This window comes from Streptomyces triticagri (assembly GCF_003429565.1).
GTDB lineage: Bacteria > Actinomycetota > Actinomycetes > Streptomycetales > Streptomycetaceae > Streptomyces > Streptomyces triticagri.
Genome location: NZ_QUAK01000010.1, coordinates 1 through 19,787, shown reverse-complemented (window position 1 = coordinate 19,787; position 19,787 = coordinate 1). Strand labels below are relative to the sequence as shown.

At 69.1% G+C, this 19,787-nt stretch carries 19 protein-coding genes and 1 pseudogene; 14 read left to right on the top strand and 6 right to left on the bottom strand.

Annotated features, from left to right (window positions below):
* Positions 1-49: 49 nt before the first annotated feature.
* Positions 50-697, bottom strand: a complete 648-nt coding sequence (locus DY218_RS01330) for a TetR/AcrR family transcriptional regulator (protein WP_128553997.1) — start codon at positions 695-697, stop codon at positions 50-52.
* Between the two features lie 168 nt (positions 698-865).
* Between DY218_RS01330 and DY218_RS01325 the strand changes: the two genes are divergently transcribed.
* The 6 genes from DY218_RS01325 to DY218_RS01300 all read left to right on the top strand — a co-directional run bounded on the left by DY218_RS01325 (position 866) and on the right by DY218_RS01300 (position 8,574).
* Positions 866-1,687 carry a class II aldolase/adducin family protein gene (locus tag DY218_RS01325; RefSeq protein ID WP_407703534.1) on the top strand — a complete coding sequence of 274 codons (822 nt, stop codon included), beginning with the start codon at positions 866-868 and terminating at the stop codon, positions 1,685-1,687.
* 43 nt (positions 1,688-1,730) lie between these two features.
* Positions 1,731-3,197 carry an MFS transporter gene (locus DY218_RS01320; RefSeq protein WP_128553996.1) on the top strand — a complete coding sequence of 489 codons (1,467 nt, stop codon included), beginning with the start codon at positions 1,731-1,733 and terminating at the stop codon, positions 3,195-3,197.
* A 52-nt stretch (positions 3,198-3,249) separates the two neighbouring features.
* Complete coding sequence (locus tag DY218_RS01315) at positions 3,250-4,341, top strand: mandelate racemase/muconate lactonizing enzyme family protein (RefSeq protein ID WP_128553995.1); 1,092 nt, start codon at positions 3,250-3,252, stop codon at positions 4,339-4,341.
* A 40-nt stretch (positions 4,342-4,381) separates the two neighbouring features.
* The gene (locus DY218_RS01310) at positions 4,382-5,239 is read left to right on the top strand and encodes a fumarylacetoacetate hydrolase family protein (protein ID WP_233521288.1); all 858 of its coding nucleotides are present in this window, start codon (positions 4,382-4,384) and stop codon (positions 5,237-5,239) included.
* 78 nt (positions 5,240-5,317) lie between these two features.
* Positions 5,318-6,832 (top strand): long-chain-fatty-acid--CoA ligase, encoded by a 1,515-nt coding sequence (locus DY218_RS01305; protein WP_128553994.1) that lies wholly within the window; start codon positions 5,318-5,320, stop codon positions 6,830-6,832.
* A gap of 11 nt (positions 6,833-6,843) precedes the next feature.
* The gene (locus tag DY218_RS01300) at positions 6,844-8,574 is read left to right on the top strand and encodes a CocE/NonD family hydrolase (RefSeq protein WP_128553993.1); all 1,731 of its coding nucleotides are present in this window, start codon (positions 6,844-6,846) and stop codon (positions 8,572-8,574) included.
* 15 nt (positions 8,575-8,589) lie between these two features.
* Here DY218_RS01300 and DY218_RS01295 read toward each other — a convergent pair whose 3' ends face one another.
* Positions 8,590-10,497 carry a S9 family peptidase gene (locus tag DY218_RS01295; protein WP_128553992.1) on the bottom strand — a complete coding sequence of 636 codons (1,908 nt, stop codon included), beginning with the start codon at positions 10,495-10,497 and terminating at the stop codon, positions 8,590-8,592.
* A 147-nt stretch (positions 10,498-10,644) separates the two neighbouring features.
* Between DY218_RS01295 and DY218_RS01290 the strand changes: the two genes are divergently transcribed.
* The gene (locus DY218_RS01290; RefSeq protein ID WP_128553991.1) at positions 10,645-11,301 is read left to right on the top strand and encodes a GOLPH3/VPS74 family protein; all 657 of its coding nucleotides are present in this window, start codon (positions 10,645-10,647) and stop codon (positions 11,299-11,301) included.
* Positions 11,302-11,444: 143 nt separating this feature from the next.
* Positions 11,445-11,699: a hypothetical protein gene (locus DY218_RS01285; protein ID WP_128553990.1), complete on the top strand. Its 255-nt coding sequence runs from the start codon at positions 11,445-11,447 to the stop codon at positions 11,697-11,699.
* Positions 11,700-11,860: 161 nt separating this feature from the next.
* On the opposite strand, the gene DY218_RS01280 is transcribed toward DY218_RS01285, so the two are convergent.
* Both DY218_RS01280 and DY218_RS01275 read right to left on the bottom strand, forming a co-directional pair.
* Positions 11,861-12,514, bottom strand: coding sequence for a TetR/AcrR family transcriptional regulator (locus DY218_RS01280; RefSeq protein ID WP_128553989.1), 654 nt, complete (start codon positions 12,512-12,514; stop codon positions 11,861-11,863).
* Positions 12,515-12,684: 170 nt separating this feature from the next.
* Entirely contained in the window at positions 12,685-13,362 is a 678-nt protein-coding gene (locus DY218_RS01275) for a DUF3159 domain-containing protein (RefSeq protein WP_128553988.1), read from the bottom strand.
* A gap of 254 nt (positions 13,363-13,616) precedes the next feature.
* On the opposite strand from DY218_RS01275, the pseudogene DY218_RS34735 reads away from it, so the two are divergent.
* The 6 genes and pseudogenes from DY218_RS34735 to DY218_RS34730 all read left to right on the top strand — a co-directional run.
* Positions 13,617-13,974: pseudogene (locus DY218_RS34735) on the top strand (amidase family protein); the annotation flags it as partial.
* A gap of 62 nt (positions 13,975-14,036) precedes the next feature.
* Positions 14,037-15,227: an amidase gene (locus DY218_RS01270; protein WP_233521292.1), complete on the top strand. Its 1,191-nt coding sequence runs from the start codon at positions 14,037-14,039 to the stop codon at positions 15,225-15,227.
* A 45-nt stretch (positions 15,228-15,272) separates the two neighbouring features.
* Positions 15,273-15,689 (top strand): HIT family protein, encoded by a 417-nt coding sequence (locus DY218_RS01265; RefSeq protein WP_128553987.1) that lies wholly within the window; start codon positions 15,273-15,275, stop codon positions 15,687-15,689.
* Positions 15,690-15,743: 54 nt separating this feature from the next.
* Positions 15,744-16,505 carry a MerR family transcriptional regulator gene (locus DY218_RS01260; protein WP_128553986.1) on the top strand — a complete coding sequence of 254 codons (762 nt, stop codon included), beginning with the start codon at positions 15,744-15,746 and terminating at the stop codon, positions 16,503-16,505.
* A 72-nt stretch (positions 16,506-16,577) separates the two neighbouring features.
* Positions 16,578-17,873 carry an FAD-binding oxidoreductase gene (locus DY218_RS01255; protein WP_233521287.1) on the top strand — a complete coding sequence of 432 codons (1,296 nt, stop codon included), beginning with the start codon at positions 16,578-16,580 and terminating at the stop codon, positions 17,871-17,873.
* Positions 17,870-18,031: a BBE domain-containing protein gene (locus DY218_RS34730; protein ID WP_233521286.1), complete on the top strand. Its 162-nt coding sequence runs from the start codon at positions 17,870-17,872 to the stop codon at positions 18,029-18,031. The genes DY218_RS01255 and DY218_RS34730 overlap by 4 nt, the downstream gene beginning before the upstream one ends.
* Before the next feature lie 61 nt (positions 18,032-18,092).
* Here the strand turns inward: DY218_RS34730 and DY218_RS01250 are convergent, their stop codons facing one another.
* On the bottom strand, positions 18,093-18,809 hold the full coding sequence (locus DY218_RS01250; protein WP_128553985.1) for a TetR/AcrR family transcriptional regulator: 717 nt from the start codon (positions 18,807-18,809) through the stop codon (positions 18,093-18,095).
* Between the two features lie 50 nt (positions 18,810-18,859).
* Positions 18,860-19,111 (bottom strand): hypothetical protein, encoded by a 252-nt coding sequence (locus tag DY218_RS01245; RefSeq protein ID WP_128553984.1) that lies wholly within the window; start codon positions 19,109-19,111, stop codon positions 18,860-18,862.
* Between the last annotated feature and the right edge of the window lie 676 nt (positions 19,112-19,787).

Sequence of the window (19,787 nt, the reverse complement as noted above, 5' to 3'; positions counted from 1 at the left end):
CTCGCGCTCCTGCGGTCGGGCTCTTGCTCCTGCGGTCGATCTCGCGCACCTACGGTCGGTCGATCTCCCGGGAACCGCCCGGGGGTTCGGAGCGGTCCCGCGAGAACGCGTCGAGAACCGCCGGCAGGATCAACCGCTCCATGAGCCGGGCATCGAGGCTTCCCGGCTCCACGAACTCCTGGGCGTTGCCACCTTCGCGCAGCGCGACCGCGAAGCGGCCCACAAGCGCGGGATCGATGACGAGCTCGCGGCCGGCTCTCGCCAGTAGTTCGGTGAAGATCCGCCCGATCTCCTGACGGACCTCCTCGTCCTTGCGGGCCAGGGCGGCCGCCGCCGCGGGGTTGCGGATCGCGTACAGGGTGAACTCCGTCGAGATGAGGAACCACTGCCGGTCGTTGTCGGAATGGCGGCTCGCGAGGCTCGCGAAGTGCTGGAGCGGATCGCTCGCTCCGGAAGCCTGCTCGAGGGCGGTCCGCAACCGCGTGAGCAGCACATCGGCATGGGCCTCGAACATGGCGAAGAAGAGCTCGTCCTTGCTCGCGAAGTTGGAGTAGAACGCGCCGCGCGTGAAGCCGCCGCGCTCGCAGATCATTCCGATGCTGGCCCCGTTGAAGCCACGCTCGGCGAATACCTCGGCGGCGCTCTCAAGCAGCCGGGCGGTCGTCACGGCCCGCTGGCCGGTCGATCCTCGTGGCACTGCTCCTCCATCCTCGTTGCTGCGGATACATTAGCGCATCCGTTAGACCTAGGTCGTACGTCGTTATCGACGCCCTGTCGCCGTAGTCACTGCTCTTGACACGTCAATCGGGCAGCTGGAGTATGAGCCGCATTGCATACAGGTCTGTATCCCATAGAAGGGTCAGCCATGACAAGCACGGTCACCCCCAACGTCCTCGAGATGGTCCGCACCAGCATCGGACCGGCTCCCGACGACTTCGAACTGCCGCTGCCTCCGGTCGACCTCACCGTCGAGGAGGAAAGGGAGCACCGCAAGCGCGAACTCGTCGCCGCGCTCCGGGTGTTCGGCAAGCTCGGCTTCTCCGAGGGAGTGGCCGGCCACATCACCGCCCGCGACCCGGAGGACACCGACACGTTCTGGGTCAACCCGTTCGGCATGAGCTTCCACCAGATCAAGGTGTCGGACCTGATCCACGTCGACCACGGCGGCAACCTGCTCCATGGCAAGCGACCGGTGAACAGGGCGGCGTTCTGCATCCACTCCGAGGTCCACAAGGCGCGGCCGGACGTGGTCGCCGCCGCCCACGCGCACTCGCCGCACGGCAAGGCCTTCGCCACGCTCGGCATCCCGCTCGCTCCGATCACGCAGGACGCGTGCGCGTTCTACGAAGACCAGGGGCTGTACTCCGACTTCCGCGGCGTCGTGAACGACACCGAGGAGGGCCGCCGGATCGGTGTCGCGCTCGGTGATGCGAAGGCGGTCATCCTGCAGAACCACGGTCTGCTCACCGTGGGGCAGTCCGTCGCGGCCGCCGCGTGGTGGTTCATCACCATGGAGCGCTCCTGCCAGACCCAACTCCTGGCGATGGCCGCCGGCATGCCGACCCTCGTCGACCACGACACCGCGGTGGACGTGCGCCATCAGACCGGGAATCCGGTCGCCGGCTGGTTCCAGTTCCAGCCCCTGTGGGACCAGATCGTCGCGGACTCTCCCGACTTGTTCGACTGACCCCGGCCACGGTCGTAGGTCTCGATCGAAAGGTCTCACCCTGATGGAAGCCGGCAAACCCCTGGCCGCCACGCCTCCGCCGGGACCGGTGGTCCCGCGACTGGTGAAGGTGATCGGACTTCTCGTCCTCACCGAACTCGTCTACGGCATTCTGCGCGGTTTCTACGGCCCGATCGTCACCGACGTCGCCGACCATCTCGGTATCTCCGACGGCGAGTTCAACTGGTTCGAGACCACACAGCACGGCATGGCGGCGCTCATGGTGCTCGCCTTCTCCCGGCTCGGCGACATCCGGGGGCACCGGCGGGTGCTGATCTGGACGACGTCGCTGACGGCCGTGGGGTCCTGGATCCTGGTGCTCGCTCCGTCGTTCCCCACCTTCCTCGTCGGTTACGCGCTGCAGGGCGCCTGCGCGGTGTGGCTCCCGATCGAGATCGCGATCATCTACAGACGGACAGCGGGATCCGAACACCAACACCGCCTGAGCCGTCACGCGTCGGGCTTCCTGGTCGGCGCGTTCTATGTCTCGATCATCGTCGGGGCCGTCCTGAGCGGTGCGTTGGTGGGCGCAGTGCCGCTCCCGGTGTTGCTGTCGATCCCAGCCGTCCTCGCCACTGCCTGCATCGTCGTCGTGCGGTTCGGCATCGAGGAGGACGCGCCGACTGCGTCCGGGGCGCGTCTGGACCGGGTGGGGCTCGGGATGCTGGCGGCGTCCCTCGCGACGTTCCTGACGGGCATGGTGGTCCTGCATCTTCAAGGCGCGACCAGCCCACTCGCCTGGTTGCTCGTCATCGCCTGCCTGCTCATCCAGATCCCGTTCGTACGCTACGAAGCACGGCAGCGCGAGCCCATGATCGACGTGCGGCTCCTGAAGGTCCGGGCGCAGTGGCCCGTGCAGCTGGCGGCCTTTCTGTTCGGCATCGCGGTGCTCGGTGCCGAGATCCCGCTCGCCACTTACGCCCGTACGGACCCCGATGTTGCAGGCTACGGACTGGGCGCAGGCGCGGAGTTCGTGTCCGTCGGGATCGGCGCTCACGTCGTCTGCATCGCGATCGGCGCGGTTTCCTTCCCGTTGGCCGCAGGGCGGCTCGGAGCACGCCGGGCGGTGGTGTCCGCGGCATTCGTCGGCGCGGTGGGGTTCGGCCTCTGGCTGCCCTTCCACGATTCGCCCGGCCAGGCGCTGGTCAACCTGGCCGTCACGGGTCTGGGATCGGGAGCCGTCATGGCCGCACTCCCCTTTCTGGCGGCGACGGCGGCCCCGGCGGACCGAACGGGATTCGCCACCGGCATGACCAACGCGGCCAAGACCATCGGCGGCACCGTCGCGACGTCCGTATTCGCCATCGTGCTGTCCGCGACCGGCTCGCTCGACGAGCTGACCGAGGGATACGCCCCGCTCTCCGGATACCTCACCGTGTGGTCGACCTGTGGAGCAGCCGCACTCCTCGCCGGACTCACCCTGTTGCTGCTTCCGCGGTCGGTCGGCGACGAACCGGCGACGAACGACTGATCCGGCGGCTACGGACTGCTCCGTACCGCACTCGGGAACGAAAGGCCCCCATATGACCGTCATCGCCCAAGTCGACGTGCATCACCTCGCCGTCCCACAGCCCCACCCGATCCGGAGCAGCCACGGGTCCGCCCTCGACGTCCTGGGTGTGGTCGTCGTGCGGGTCACGGACACCGACGGCCGGGTGGGGGAGGGGTGGACCAACGTCATCGGCGGCGGGGGCGCCTCCGTGGCGTCCTTCCTCAGCACCGAACTGGTCCCGCTCGTGATCGGGACGGACCCGGCACAGGTCCGCGACCTGTGGCAGCGCATGTTCCTGCACTCGCTGAGCCGGGGCCGCAAGGGTGTGCCCATGTACGCCATCTCGGCGGTCGACATCGCCGTGTGGGACCTGCGCGCGAGGACGGCGAACCAGCCGCTCCACGCCCATCTCGGCAGCGTGGCCCGCGAAGTCCCGGTCTACGGAGACGGCTGCTGGGTCTCGTTCACCCACGACGAGCTACGGGCGGCCGCCGAGGCGTACGCCGCCCGTGACTTCTGGGGCGTCAAGCTGAAGGTCGGAGCCGACCTCGACGACGCGGTCCGACGGGTCGAGATCGTCCGCGACGTCGTCGGCCCGTCCGGCCGCGTCATGGTCGACGCGAACCAGCGCTACGACCTGCTCACCACGCGCCGTTTCGCCGCCGCCATCGCCGACCTGGACGTCACGTGGCTCGAGGAGCCGATCCTCGCCGACTCCATCCACGACTACGGGCGGCTGCACGGCACGATCGCAGTGCCGATCGCCGCCGGTGAGAACGAGTACTCGCGTTACGGATTCCGCGAGCTCCTGGAGCACGGAGCGGTCGACATCCTGCAACCCGACGCCCATCGGATGGGCGGGGTCACGGAGTTCATGCGCGTCCTCGCACTCGCCGACACCTGGAACATCCCCGTCGCTCCCCACACCTCGTGGGAGCTGCACAGCCAGTTGGTGTCCTGTGGGACGACGGCCCTGGTCGTGGAGTACTACGACTGGCTGCCGGACGACTTCTTCGCGGTCCGGCCGCAGATCGCGAACGGCTCCGTGGCCGTCACCGAGACGCCTGGAACGGGCGTCTCGATCGATCCTGCGTCGCTCGAAAAGTACCGGGTCGCCCCCTAGCCGCGTTAGCCGCGTTCAACGATCAAGGAAGGCGCCTCACATGGGCATACGGCTGGTTGGCTGGCGTGAGACCGGCGGGAACGTCGTGGTCGGAAGGCTCGCCGAGGATCGCGCCGGCGTCGTACCGATCTGCGGACTCGAAGAGTTCTGGGCCGATCCCCACCACGCGGTGGCGCTGCCACCGACCGGGCCTTCGCTGGCCGTGACCGATGTCGACCTGGTGCCGCCCGTGCTTCCCGGCGCGCGGGTGATCTGCGTCGGCCTGAACTATCTGGCGCATCTGGCCGAGGGAGCGTACGCGGCAGACGGGATCCCTCCGCATCCCACGCTGTTCGCCCGCTGGCCGGCCTCACTCACGGTCGACGGCGCGGAGATTCCGGTTCCCCCCGACGAGGAGGGTCTGGACTGGGAGGGAGAGGTCGTCGCCTACGTCGGCACGGCCCTCGTCGACGCGACGCCGGAAGAGGCCCTCGGCGCGGTGGTGGGCTATTCGACGTTCAACGACGTCACCGCACGCAGGGCGCAGAAGCTGACCTCGCAGTGGACCCTGGGCAAGAACGCCGACCGTTCCGGACCGCTCGGACCGCTGGTGCCCGCCACCGAGGTGGGCGACCTCCGCCGCGGGCTCACGATCCGGACGCGGGTCAACGGCGAGGTGGTGCAGGAGGCGAGCACCGACCAGATGGTCTACACCGTCGGTGACACGCTCGCGCTGATCAGCCGCACCTTCGCCCTGCGTGCGGGCGACCTGCTCGCCACCGGGACTCCCTCCGGCGTCGGTTACGCGCGCACGCCGCCCCGGCTGATGAAGCCCGGTGACGAGGTCGAGGTCGAGGTCGAGCGTCTCGGCACCCTCCGCAACACCGTCGTGGTCCGTCCCGGCAGGGCCGCGCAGTGACTGGACCGCCGCACTGCTCCGCATCGACGTAAGCCTCCGCAAGCCGACGTAAGCCGCCTGACCGAAAGGGAATCGCCCATGACGGAATGTCACCTCGCCGGCCTGCTGGAGAACTCGGCCGGAAGGTATCCGGAGCGCACCGCAGTCGTGTTCGGCGACACCAGACTGACCTACGCCCAGCTGGACGGGGCGGCGAACCAGGTGGCGAACCTGCTTGTCGAGTACGGCGTGCAGCCGGGCGACAAGGTCGCGCTCTCGTGCCCGAACCTGCCGTTCTTCCCGATCGTCTACTTCGGCATTCTGAAGGCCGGCGCGACGGTCGTGCCGCTCAACGTGCTGTTGAGGACGCGCGAGGTGGCGTACCACCTCGAAGACTCCGGCGCCGTCGCCCACTTCGCGTTCGAGGGCACGGCGGAACTGCCCATCGGCGACACGGCGCGCGAAGCGGTCGACGGGACCGATGTCACGCTCGTGGTGTTCGGGAGGGGGCCGGCGCCGTGGTCGCAGCAGCCGCCCACCTTCGAGAGAGTCCGGCGCGACGACGACGAGACCGCGGTGATTCTCTACACCTCGGGGACGACGGGTCAGCCCAAGGGCGCCGAACTGCGCCACCGCAACATGCACTTCACCGCGCTGTCGGGTGCGGGCATGTACGGCGCCGACGCGGAGCAGCCCGACACGTACCTGTGCGCCCTGCCGCTGTTCCACGCCTTCGGCCAGACGGTGATCCAGAATGCCGCGTTCGCGTACGGCGGCACGATGGTGATGCTGCCGCGTTTCGAGGCCGAGTCCGCGATCGCGCTCATGCTCCGCGAGAAGGTCACGTTCTTCGCAGGCGTGCCCACCATGTACTGGAGTCTGCTCGGCGCGCTGACCCCCGACGTCCCGGTCGCCGGGATCGCCGCCCACCTCCGCGTCGCCGCCGCGGGTGGCGCGGCGCTGCCCCTCCAGGTGCACAAGGACTTCCAGGAGCGCTTCGGCGTCACCATCCTCGAGGGCTACGGCCTGTCGGAGACCTCCGCCATCGCGTCGTTCAGCGTCGCCGGCGAGGAACCGCGCGTCGGCACCATCGGCAAGCCCCTGGCGGGCGTCGAGATGAAGCTCATCAACGACGACTGGAGCGACGTACCCGAGGGCGACCCCGAGGCGATCGGCGAGATCGCGATCAGGGGCCCCAACATCATGAAGTGCTACCACGGCCGGCCGGAGGCCACCGCCGAGGCGATCAAGGACGGCTGGTTCCGCTCCGGCGATCTGGCCAGGAAGGACGACGGCTACTACGTCGTCGTCGACCGCTCCAAGGACATGATCATTCGCGGCGGCTACAACGTCTATCCCCGCGAGCTCGAAGAGGTGCTGATGACGCATCCCGCGATCTCGCTCGTCGCGGTGGTCGGTGTCCCGCACGACTCGCACGGCGAAGAGGTCAAGGCCGTCGTCGTGGCCGAGCCGGGCGCCGAGGTCACCGCGGACGAACTCGTCGCCTGGGGCAGGGAGCGTTTCGCCGCCTACAAGTACCCCCGCCTCGTGGAGTTCCGCGATGCGCTGCCCATGACGACCACCGGAAAGATCCTCAAGAGAGAGCTGAGCTGACGATGGCACACATGCGAGACCAACCCGTCGAGGTGGACGGAATCACGGTCGAACGGGACGTCCCGATCCACGTCGGCGACGGCACGGTCCTGCGCGCGGACGTGTTCCGTCCGACGGAGCCGGGCGACTACCCCGTGATCCTGGCGATGGGCCCGTACGGAATGGGTCTGCACCTGGCCGACGGATATCCGGCCAACTGGCGGCGCATGCACGAGTCGTACCCGGAGGTCGCGCACGGGTCGACAGGCCGGTATCAGAACTGGGAGGTCGCGGACCCCGAGAAGTGGGTCCCGGACGGATACGTCTGCGTCCGCGTCGACTCGCGGGGCAGCGGGCGGTCCCCGGGTTTCCTCGACGTCCTGACCGCGCTCCAGGCACGTGACCTGTACGACTGCATCGAGTGGGCCGGGCAGCAGGAGTGGAGCAACGGGAAGGTCGGCCTCCTCGGCATCTCCTACTTCGCGGCCAACCAGTGGCAGGTGGCCGCCCTGCGGCCCCCTCATCTCGCGGCGATCTGTGTGTGGGAGGGCTTCGCCGACCACTACCGCGAGGGTGCGCGCCACGGCGGGATCGCGTGCGAGTTCGTGAAGGGCGCGCAGGCACGCCAGATGTTCACCGTCCAGTACGGCATGGGCAGTCGGGGACCGACCGACCGCAACACCGGCCGTCCCGTCGCCGGTGACGTCGACCTCGATGACGACGTCCTGCGGCAGAACCGGCGCGACCTCTACGCCGAGCTCCTCGCGCGCCCGGTGAACGGAGCGTTCTATCAGGAGCGCACCGCCGACCTGTCCCGGATCGAGGTCCCCTTGCTGTCGGCCGGCAACTGGGGCGGAATGGGACTGCACACGCGCGGAAACGTGGAGGGATTCCTGGCGGCCGGATCCGAGCTCAAGTGGCTCGAGATGCACGGGGACACCCACTTCAGTCCGTTCTACAACGATCGCGGGCTCGGGCTGCAGAAGCAGTTCTTCGGCACCTTCCTGAAGGGGGAGCAGAACGGCTGGCTGGATCGGCCGCCCGTCGAGCTGCTCGTGCGCCATCCGGGAGAGAGGTTCGAACCGCGATTCGAGCAGGAATGGCCGATCGCGCGGACCGAGTGGACCGCATTCCATCTGTGCCCGGAGACCAGGGAGTTGCGCACCTCGCCGGGCGCCTCGGGCACCTTGAGCTACCAGCCGGAGCACGAAGACCTGCGCTTCAGGCTCCCGCCCGCCGACCACGATCGTGAGTTCACCGGTCCGGCGGCGGCGAAACTGCGGATCTCGTCCGCCACCACCGACGCCGACCTCTTCCTGAGCCTGAGGCTCTACGACCCGCAGGGCACCGAGGTCACGTTCATCGGGTCCAACGACCCCAAGGTGCCGGTCGGGTTGGGATGGCTGCGCGCCTCCCACCGGCGACTCGACACCGACAGGTCCGAGCCCTATCGACCGGTGCACAGCCACGACTCCATCGAGCCGCTCGTTCCCGGCGAGCCCGTCGACGTCGACGTCGAGATCTGGCCGACGAGCATCGTGGTCCCGGCCGGCCACGTCCTCGAGTTGGGCATCGGCGGTCGCGACTACAGCAACCAAGGCACCCGGATCGAGAACGCGATGTACCCGACGACGGGCGTCGGCCCCTTCATCCACACCGATCCGCAGGACCGTCCGGCGGAGATCTTCGGCGGCACGGTCACCCTGCACTTCGCTCCCGATGTGCAGTCCTATCTGCTGCTCCCGGCGATCCCGGCTCCGTGAGCAGCAGCTCGGCGGTTACGCGGCGTCCCGGCCGGCTCCGTCCCGGCCGGGGCCGAGATGCTCGGCCAGGAAACGCTCCACGGCGCGGTACACCGAGATCAGGTTCTCCGGGTTCTCGATGGAGTGTCCTTCGTCCGTCATGAGGATGTACTCGACGGGGACCCCACGCGCCCGGAGGGCCTGGACCATGTTGTCGGATTCCGCCTGCGCCACCCGGGCGTCGTTGGCGCCCTGGGCGATGAGCAGCGGTGTACGGACCTGGTCCACCCGGCTGATCGGGGAGCGGGCCAGCATGTCGGCCTCCTGCTGCGGGTCCGCGGGGTCGCCCACCCAGCGGAACCAGTTGGCGGCGAGGGCCGGCCGTACGAACTCGGGCTGGTTGCGCAGGAAGTTGGCGAGGTCGGAGACCCCGAAGATGTCCACCGCGGCGGCGAAGACATCGGGTGTGAAGGTGATGCCGACCAGGGCCGCGTAGCCACCGTAGGAGCCGCCCAGGATCGCCACTCGGTCCGGGTCCGCGTAACCCTGATCGACGGCCCAGTCCACACCGTCGATCAGGTCGTCGTGCATGGCGCCGGCCAGCTCCCCGACGCCGGCCTTCATGAACGACTTGCCGTACCCCGTGGAGCTGCGGAAGTTCACTTGGAGCACTGCGTAGCCCCGGTTGGCGAGGAGTTGGACGAGCGGGTTGAATCCCCAGCTGTCCCGGTCCCACGGACCGCCGTGCACGAGCAGGATCAGCGGGAGTCGGTGCGGCTCCGTCCCGACCGGCAGGGTCAGATGACAGGGGAGCGCGAGACCGTCCCGTGCGGTGATCGTCACGGGTGTCATCGGTGCCAGCTGCTCGGGATCCAGGTAGCCGCGGGGCCGGAACAACAGGCGGCTCTCACCCGAGGCGTGGTCGTAGAAGTAGGTGGCCCCGGGATCGCGGTCGTGGGTGAAGCTGACGACCCACCGCTGCTCGCTCTCGTCGGACGTGATGTCGGCCAGGTCGCCGTCGGACAGAGTCCTCAGGTTCTCCAGGACCTCGGCGAAGTGCGGGTCGAGGGCGTGGATCACCTGCCGTTCCCCGAGGTAGCGGACTCCGATGACTTCACCGGTACGCCGGCTGAGGATGAGCGGCGAGGGCAGTGCGGGAAAGACGCGGGCCCGGGTGTCCAGGTCGTAGCGCGGGTGGGAGTCGACCTCCTTCTCCTCGCCGGTCGCCGGATCGAGCCGGGCCAGGCGCAGTCGGTCCGAGCCCCGATACGAACCGAAGAGCACGCCGCCTTCGTCGGCGGTGACCTCCAGCGGGTAGACGCCCAGCGGATGGTCCGCGCCTTCGAACTGTGCGATGTGGCGCGACGTTTGCGTGTCCTCGTCGTACCGCGAGAGCCGCAGGTCGCCCCGTTCGGTGACCCCGCTGGTGAAGTGGCCTCCGCTGCCGCCGTAGAAGAGGGAGGTGGCAGCGCCTCCGGTGTTCTCCGCGAGGGTCCGCAGCTCACCGGTGGCGATGTCCAGCTCGATGAGGTCGAACACGGCGGGATTCCGGCTGTTCGACGAGAACACCGCCTTGCCCGGCCGCGCGGCGGGCAGCTTCAGGTCCGTGATGCGTGCGCCGGGGAAGGGGGTCAGGTCGACGGCCGCGGCGTCCGGGTCGTCGAGATCGACGCGGTACAGGTGCCGGTTCTCGTCGCCCCCCTGGTCCCGGGTGTAGAGCAGCCACCTCGGATCGTCCGTCCAGTGGTAGCTCAGGAGGTTGCGGTCCTCGGAGGTGACCCGCCGCGCGTCCCCGGGCGCCTCGACACTCTCGATCCACAGGTTCAGGTGGTTCTCCCACGGAGCCAGGTACGCGATCTTCGTACCGTCCGGCGAGAGGGAGGCTCTCGCACGGACGGGAGGGGCGAAGAGGTCCTCGACGCTGACGGTCTTGGGCAATGCCATGTCGGTCCTTTCTGTGGCCGTTCCCGGACAGCGGGCCGGGCGGTGGTGGGTTGGTGGTGCAGGTCACACTCATGGAGGGTGGCGGATGATGTCACTAAGTGTCAATCTTGCACTTAGCGACGCCTGCCACGTATTCAAGGAATTCACATGGATCTCACGCTTCCGCAGCAGGTATACCTGTGTGCCTACGCCTTCAACAAAGGCAAGTTCCCCGCCACTCTTCGGCAATTCCGCGGGCAGCGGGTGCGCGCTGCGGCCCTGGCCGAGCTGATCCTGTCGGGGCAGGCGGAAACCGACGGGCGTCGGGTTCGCGCACTTGGAGAAAAATCACCCACGGATTCGTTTCTTGCCTCCGTGTGGGAAGAGCTGCATGCGAGGGCGCCGAAGAAATGGATGGCGCTGGTGCACAACACCGCGCACAAGGCGGATGAACCGATCGAGAACCAGTTGATGACTGCTGGGATCATCGAAAAGAAGGCCGGTCGCACCTTCAGTCTGCTCAGGGGGAGCAAGGTCGTCCTGCGGCGCGAAGGGGAGGCCCGAGCCGTGCAGCAAGCGTTGCGCACGTGGGTCACCGCCACTCCCGATCCGTCCACGCTGTCCCTGGCGCAAGTGGCACTGCCCGTGATCGTCCTGGAGAGCGACGCGACGATGGGGGTCGTTCTGGACCGTTCCGAGCGCCGCAAGTACAAGAATGCACTCGACGAACTCGCCAAGAAATTCGATCGAGAAATACCGGGCCTGCGCAAAGCCCTGTCGAACTCGGTGCTTTCCAGTCGGGCCGTCGGTGGCGGCTGGAGCTGAGTAGGCCAACCCCTCCGCGCTGTGCGGCCTTCTGTGTCGGTTTCCACCAGCTGGCCGCGCAGGAGTTCGCAGACGGTGGCGAGGGCCTACGAAATGAACCTGGTGATCTACCCAGGAAATTGCAACCAACAGAAGGAGAGCTCATGAAGTCGTGGCGTTCCCGCATCACCGTCGGCCTCGCCGTCGGGGCGGCAGCGATAGCAGTGCCGCTGACCGCAACGAGCGCCGCCGCCGTCCCGCCACCCGGCAGCGGCTGGCACGTGGCCGGCGGTATGACGTACGACTCGAAGGGGCAGTGCGAGGCCGAGGAGCTGCCGTACGCCCAGCAGAACGGGTATGACGAGGTCTGGTGCGACGGTCCGGGTGGTCGCGCCGAGTACACCGTCTGGGTGCGCTGACCGGGTTCCGGCGGCGCAGAAGAGTCGGCCACCCCTGGCGCGCTGCGCAGGGGTGGCCGCTCCACCAGGCCGCGGAGCTGCGGACCGGCCTGGTCCGTTGGTCACGACGATGCCGCCGCTGTTTGTCCGACCCGACCTGACGGTGTCGTCGTACGCGGGCCTCAGACCGTAGCCGCGTCCCCCACGGCTCCTCCCGTGGCACTGCGGACCGCCTGGGCCAGGAGCTGATGCGCGGGTGGGAACCGGCGTACGTCGGCACCGCCGAGCAGAGCTTTGCCGATTTCCTCGTTGGCGACCCGTAGGGCGCCCGAGGCGGCCGCCGCGTGCATCTGCACCCTGATGTCGTCGGCCGACAGGCCGAGTCGGCCGGCGATGCTCCCGGCCAGTTCGTGTTCTACCTGGTCACAGGCCATCAGCCAGGCCGTGCGGAGTGCGGGCTCCCTGGTGCTGAGCGCGATCATCTTCATCGCGAGCGCGTCGTCGTCGCGCTCCGCCCGGTCGGTGCCGCGGCCACGCGAGTTCATCTCAGCGGCGAGATGGTCGTCGAGGGAGAGTTCGGGTTTCCAGCGTCGCAGGGCGGCCATCTCCCATGCGACGCCATGCAGGATGATCGGTTCGGCGCAGCTCTCCTTGCTCCGGAAGTGCCGCCAGACGGTACGTGTCGACAGGCCCACCGCTTCGCCGATCTGGTCGCCACGGGTCGCGGCGACGCCCTGCTCCCAGAAGAGACGCGATGCCTCCCGAGAGATCTCCAACCGGATCCGGTGGCGCCGCTGCTCGCTCGTTCCAGGCTCGACGCGACTGCTCACCTGCATGGGTTCACCTCGTCGTTCGGCCGTGGGACAAAGGCGTCGCTCAGGTGCGGCTGTGCCGGCAGCGGCAGGTGTGGCTGTGCCGGCAGCGGGCCGGAACAGTGCGGACGCGTACCGCCCCGGACGGGACCTGGGCGGCCCGTCCGGGGCGGACAAGGAGCGGAAGCCGTCGGTCAGGTGCGCTTGGCGGGCAGCAGCCCCACGGCCTTCAGCCGCTTGTCGGAAGCCCGGGCGGCCCAGGCGACGGCCAGGAGGCCGACGGCGAGGAGCGGGTATCCCATGGCGATCTTGGCGAACCCGAGGGAGTCGACCTCGTCGGCCTGGTAGAGGTACTGCTGGACGGCGAACCGGGCGCCGAAGATGGCGGCAAGGACCAGGGTGGCGATGTCGTAGTAGATCCGCGACCGCTTGTCCGCCCGCCAGACGGTTCCCTTGCCGGTCGTCGCGTTCCAGATCAGGCCCGCCAGGGGCCAGCGCAGCAGCACGGAGACGGTGAAGGCGACGGCGCCGGCCAGGCTCGCCCAGATGCCGATGAGGAAGAAGTCCTTGGCGGATCCCGTGTACCAGGAGATGCCGGCGGCGATGGCCACGCCGAGCACGCCGCCGAGCGCGGGCTGGATCGACTCACTGCGCGCAAGCCGCTCCACCGCGATGCCCACGGCGACGAGCAGGGCGGCGAGGATGCCCACCTCGAGCCCACGGGCGTTGTTGGCGACGACGAACACCAGGGCGGGCAACGCCGAGTAGACGACCCCCCTGGTGCCGCCCGCCTGCTCGAGCGCCGACTTCTTCCTCCGCTGGTCTGCCGCCTGCATGTCGATCGCCGCCTTCTGGGGACTGGTGGTCTGCATCGTGATCAGCTCTTCCGGGCTCGTCGTCGCGTCACTAAGTGACAGTCTGGCGCCAAGTGACGAACGGCGCCACTCCGCGCGACGTGACCTGGGTCACACCTCGGTGAAGTCCCGGATCGCCGCGTAGCCCGGCATCAGGTGGCGCGATCACGGTCCGGACGGCGGGCTTGAGTGTGCCGTCGCGGCACGGTGTTGACTCGGTTCAGGGCTGATCAGCGCCCTTGTCGTTCTCACCGGAGCACGGGAGCAGTCGGATGGGCATCACCTGGGACGAGTACCGGGAGTACGACGCCGTGGGCCTTGCCGAGTTGGTGAGGTCCGGGGCGGTGAGCCCGGCCGAACTGCTCGAGGTGGCGATCGACCGGGCCGACGCCGTGGAACCGACGATCAACGCGATCCGCCACCGACTCGACGGCGATGCGCGAGCCCGTGCTCGCGGCCCGCTGTCCGGACCGTTCGCCGGAGTCCCCTTCTTGGTCAAGGACTTGGGCCAGCATCTCGCCGGCGTTCCGACCGGTACCGGGAATCGATTTCTGGCGCGCTTCCCGCGCCCGGAGACGTCCACGGTCGTGCAGCGCTGGCTCGACGCCGGACTGGTGGTGTTCGGCCGGANTCCGACCGGTACCGGGAATCGATTTCTGGCGCGCTTCCCGCGCCCGGAGACGTCCACGGTCGTGCAGCGCTGGCTCGACGCCGGACTGGTGGTGTTCGGCCGGACCGCGACTCCCGAGTTCGGCGCTCGCGCGATCACCGAGCCGGTCGCGGGGGGCCCGACACGCAATCCCTGGGATCCGTCGCGGACGCCCGGTGGCAGTTCCGGAGGGTCCGCGGCGGCCGTCGCGGCGGGAGTGGTGCCGGTCGCGGGTGGGAACGACGGCGGGGGCTCCATCCGGATTCCGGCCGCGGCCTGCGGATTGTTCGGACTCAAGCCGGGGCGTGGCGTGGTCCCGTCCGGGCCGGACGTCGACGAGGTCTTCCACGGTGCCGCGGTGCAGGGCGTGCTGTCGCGCACGGTGCGTGACTCCGCCGCGATGCTCGACGTCCTGGCCGGCTCCGCACCGGAGGGCCCGTACGGGGTGGCTGCGGCGGAGCGTCCGTACGCCGACGCCGTCGTCGACGACCCTCGCCCCCTGCGGATCGGGCTGACCACGGAGTCCACGCTGGGCGGACCGGTCGACCCGCAGGCCGCCGCCGCGGTCCGGGACGTCGGGGAACTGCTCACCGGACTCGGACACGTCGTGGAGGAGTCCGCCCCGGCCATCGACGGGCAGCGCCTGGCCGGCGACTTCCTCACGACCTGGTTCGCGATGGTCGCCGCCGAGGTCGCGGCCGCACGGGAGTTCACCGGCTGCGCCGAGAGCGACTTCGAGATCGAGACCCGGATGATGGCCGCGATCGGCAGGAGCCTTTCGGCGCCGCGATATCTGGCCACGCAGTCCCGCTGGCACCAGCACACCCGGGCCCTTGCCGCGTTCCACGAGCGCTACGACATGCTGCTCACCCCGACCATGGCCCGGCCGGCGTGGCCGATCGGCGAGTTCGATCTCGCCCTGCCGGTCCGGCTCGCCGCGCGGGGGCTGCTTGCCGCCCGGATCGGCGGTGTGCTGGGGCGGATGAACCTCGTCGAGAAACTGGCCGTCGCGAACCTCGAGCCCGCGCCCTTCACCCAGCTGGCGAACGTGACCGGGCGCCCGGCGTCGTCGCTGCCGCTCTGCCGGACGTCGAGCGGGCTGCCGCTCGGCGTCCAGTTCGTCGGGCGCCTTGGTTCGGAGCCCGAGCTCCTGTCACTGGCCGCGCAGTTGGAGCGGGCGCGGCCGTGGGCGCAGCTTCGGCCGTCGTTGCCCGATACACCGTCCGCGCCCTGACGCATCCGAGGAGAATTTCACGTATGGCAGAGGAGAATTTCACGTATGACAACCGTGTTCTCGCGCATCATCGCCGGAGAGCTGCCCGGACATTTCGTCTGGCAGGATCCGGAAGTCGTCGCCTTTCTGTCCATCGCTCCGTTGCGACCCGGTCACACCCTTGTCGTGCCGCGGCGCGAGGTCGACCGGTGGACGGACGCCGACGGGACCCTCCTGGCGCGCTGCTTCGAGGTGGCCCAGGCCGTGGGGCAGGGGGTGCAGCGGGCCTGGGACGCTCCGCGCGCAGGCCTCGTCATTGCAGGCTTCGAGGTACCGCATCTGCATATCCATGTCGCGCCCGTCTGGGGAATGTCCGACTTCGATTTCAGCAAGGCCGAGCTTGAGGAGGACCAGTCAGTTCTGGCCGAGGCGGCAGCGAAGCTCCGTACCGCCCTCCGCGAACTCGGTCATGAACAGGCGTGAGAGCCGGAGGCAGTACTTGACCGTGCCGTAGCGGCACAGTGTTGGCTGAGCATCATGAGCTGGAGTACCCGGGAGATCGCCGAGCTGGCCGGCACCAGTCTGCGGGCGGTGCGGCACTACCACGAGGTCGGGCTCCTTGCGGAGCCCGAGCGCCGCGCCAACGGCTACAAGCAGTACGGCGTGCCGCACCTGGTCCGCTTGTTGCGGATCAAGCGCCTGGTCGATCTCGGATTCACGCTGAACCGGATCGCGGAGACGGTGGACGAGGGTGAGCACCCCGGGCAGGCGCTGCGCACGCTCGACGCGGAGCTGGCCGCGACCATCGAGCGCCTGCAGCGGGCCCGGCTCGAACTCGCGGCCCTGATCGAGCAGCGGGCCCCGGCCGACCTGCCTGCGCAGCTCACGCCCGGCGAAGCGACGGTGCTGTCCGAGACCGACCGCTCGCTCCTCCTCGTCATGACGCGCTTGATGAACGGGGAGCAACTGCAGGCCTACGGTGCGCTGGTGCGCAATCTGCCCGCTCACCCGGTCAATCGGGAGTTCGACGAACTCCCCGCCGACGCGGGCGAGCACATCCGTCAGGACCTCGTGGACCGGATGGTGCCCTATCTGCGCCGGCTGCGGCAGGACCACCCGGACCTGCCCGACCTGTACACGGCCGCCTCGCAGGGGAAGAAGTCCGTTCGAGAGACCATCGAGACGGTCCTGCGGGAGCTGTACAACCCGGCGCAGCTCGATGTTCTGCACCGGGTCCACGTGATCGTGGAGGAGCCCGCCCGGCTCCGGCCGCGGCGGAGCGCCACCGACCTTCGTTGACCGCGCCGGTCTCCCGACACCATGCAGTCGGCTGTCGACGGCCGCACCCGTGAGCGACACGCAGGAGTGACCATGCAGCCCCATGCCCGTCCCCATGCCGATGCCCGCCACCCGGTCAGCGCCGCCTTGCGGGCTGAGCTGCGGTCCAGGATCCCCGCGGGCCGTGTGCTCACGCATGGACCGGAGTACGCGAAAGCAGTGGCGTTGTTCAACGCAGCGGTCGACGTCCGGCCTTCCGTCGTCGTGCGGTGCGCGACCACCGCCGACGTGCAGGCCGGGGTACGCGCGGCGCGCAACCACGGGGTGCCGCTCTCCGTACGCGGCGGGGGGCACGACTTCTGGGGGCGGGCGCTCCGTCCCGGCGGACTGGTTCTCGACCTGACCGACATGCGGACGGTTCAGGTCGACGTCGGCCGCCGTTTCGCGACGGTGGGTGGCGGGGCGCTCTCGTCCGACGTCGTGTCCGCCGCCGAGCGCGTGGGGCTGACGGCCGTCACCGGGACGGCGGGCGCCGTCGGCATGGTCGGCCTGACGCTGGGCGGCGGATACGGCCCGCTGATCGGGCAGTTCGGGCTCGCGTCCGACAACCTGCTCGGGGCCGAAGTCGTCCTGGCCGACGGCTCACGAGTGAACACCGACGCCGACCATCATCCGGACCTCTTCTGGGCATTGCGGGGCGGCGGCGGCAACTTCGGTGTCGTGACGTCGGCGCGGATCCGTCTGCACCCCGTGCCGACCGTGGTGTCGGGGACCGTCCTGTACCCGATCGTCCAGAGCGCCGACGTCCTCGCCGACCTCGCTGGAATCCTTCACGACAGCCCCGACGAGCTGACGGTGGACGTGGGGTTCCTTCCCGGTCCGGACGGAAAGCCGACGGTGTACGTCGCGCCGACCTGGTCGGGGGACATTGAGGTGGGGGACGCCGAGAACGGGCCGCTGCGTGCCTTGGCCGGACTTGGCACACCTGTGATGGCCGAGATCGGACCGCTCGCTCGTTCCGCAACGTTGGCTGCGACAGACGCCATGTTCCCACCCGGGCGGATGGGTGCGATTCGCACGCGCACCGTCCGGAGCATCTCCGGCTCCGTGGCGACCGTCCTGGACCGGGCTGCACGGGAGTTCACCTCACCGTTCTCGGCGATCGTATGGCACCAGTTCCATGGTGCCGCCGTCCGCCCGCCCCTCGGCTCGACGGCTTTCGGCCGACGCGAACCGCACCTGATGGTCGAGTTGATCTCGTTGTGGGAGGGCGAAGGCGAGGACAACGCAGGAGCCGGCGACGACAGGTCCCGCAGGTCCCGCACTTGCGCTGGCTGGAAGAGCTGCACGCGGCGCTCGAGCCGTTCTCGATGCCGGGGGGCTACGTGAACTTCCTGGGGCCGGAGACTCCCGACCAGGTCGCGGAGTCCTACGGGCCGAACACCGAGCGTCTGCTCGCCGTGAAGGCTGCGGTCGACCCGGACTGCGTCTTCGCCGCCACGCCGCTTCCCGGTGGGAGTGCCGGCGCCGGTTCCTGGCCCGTGTGATCCCAGGCCCGCCCCTGTGATCCCGTGTGAGGCGTACGACCGGAGCGTCCGGGGGTCCCGCCTATTTCCGTCGACCGGCGGCGCTCCCGTCCGGTTCGGCGGGCGCCTCCTCGGCCCGGACCGGGTCGCCCACGGCGCCCCCGGTGGCCGTACGGACGGCGTCTGCGATGAAGGCGAAGTTCTCGTCACCGAGCTTCCGGGGATCGGTACCGTCCAGGAGGCCGGCTCCGACGTACTCGTTGATCACACGCAGGGCGGCCGCGGCGGCCGCCGCATGCAGACGTACCTGGAGGTCGTCGGGCTCGAGTTCGAGGCGAGTCGCGATGACAGCGGCCAGTTCGCGTTCCACCTGGTCGCAGGCCATCAACCAGGCCGTGCGCAGGGCCGGTTCGGTCTCGGCCAGTCGAATCATCTTGACGCCGAGGCCGGCATCGGCCTGCTCCGACGGGCTGATCTCGCTGACCAACCGCTTCGCCTCCGTGGCGAAATGCTCCTCCAAGGAGCGGTGCGGCGGCCAACTGCGCAGAGTGGCCAGTTCCCACTCCACGCTCTGCGCCACGATCGGCTCCGCGCAGCTCTCCTTGCTGCGGAAATGACGCCAGATGGTGCGGGTCGACAGGCCCACCGCCTCCGCGATCTGGTCACCACTCGTGCCGTCGACGCCCTGCGCCCAGAACAGACGTGCCGCCTCCCGCGAGATCTCAAGGCGCACACGACGGCGCCGCTGCTCACTCATCCCGCCACGGCCGCGTCCGGTCGATGCCACGCCGTCGGTCATCCTTTTCGCCACCTTTTCACCAAGGGGAATCACTCAGTGCCATACTGGCATTAAGTGACACGCAATGCCAGCTGCTCGAAGTGTTCCCCGACGCCGCGCTCATCGCCCGCGCCGTAAAGGCCGTGACCGACTGCCGTGGTGACCAGGGCCAGGACCAGGACCAGGACCAGCGCTTGCGCGACGAACTCGACACTGTTGCGAAGGAACTGGGCGCGGCCGAAGAAGCCATCGACCGATACCTGACCGCGTTCGAGACCGGAGGGCTGCCGCAGAGCCAGAGCCTCTGCGCTCCCCGCGTCCAAGGCCTCTCGGAAAAGCCGGTTCGCGCAACGCACGGCTCGGCGCCCCCGGCAGGAGCCGCACGCAAGGGCTGGTGTGGGTGGGGCCGTAGGCGACGGGGTGTTGGTCGTGAGCGTGACCGCCCACCTTCCGCGGACTCGAGGTAGCTGATAGACCACGGTCGGGTGGTGGGCGCGATGCGCGCCTGAGCGCACCTCTGCCGATGAGTGAGCGCGGCAGACCCCGGCGTACAGGCCGACTCGTCCGCCATTATGGCCCTGACGTGGGGCTTTCCTCGGGTCAGGGTCGTTTTGCGTTGCGTAAGGTGTCCCGCTGTGACCTGCGGTTTCTCGGGAGTGCCCGGGCGTTTGTGCAATGGATGTGCAATGGGATCACACAGCAACATGGGGGGTGTGTCCGAGGGGAGTGACGCGACGCCCTCGAGAGAGCTACCGGGGCTTCGGCAGCCGGCCGACGATCACGGCTATGGGGCGCTAGCTGACAGCTCGCCTACGCTTCACATCGCCTCTGCACTGAGTCGGCGCCTGGTGACGGTAGTGCGTAGCTGAGTGGCTGCTGGACTGTCGACGCAGTTCATCATCGACGGGGGGGGGGAGGGCAGGGCGGTTTCAAAGTCGAGTTGATTAAGTGAGTGTGCAGGCCACGGCGGCGTGACGGTGCCGACTGGGGCCGTGGCCC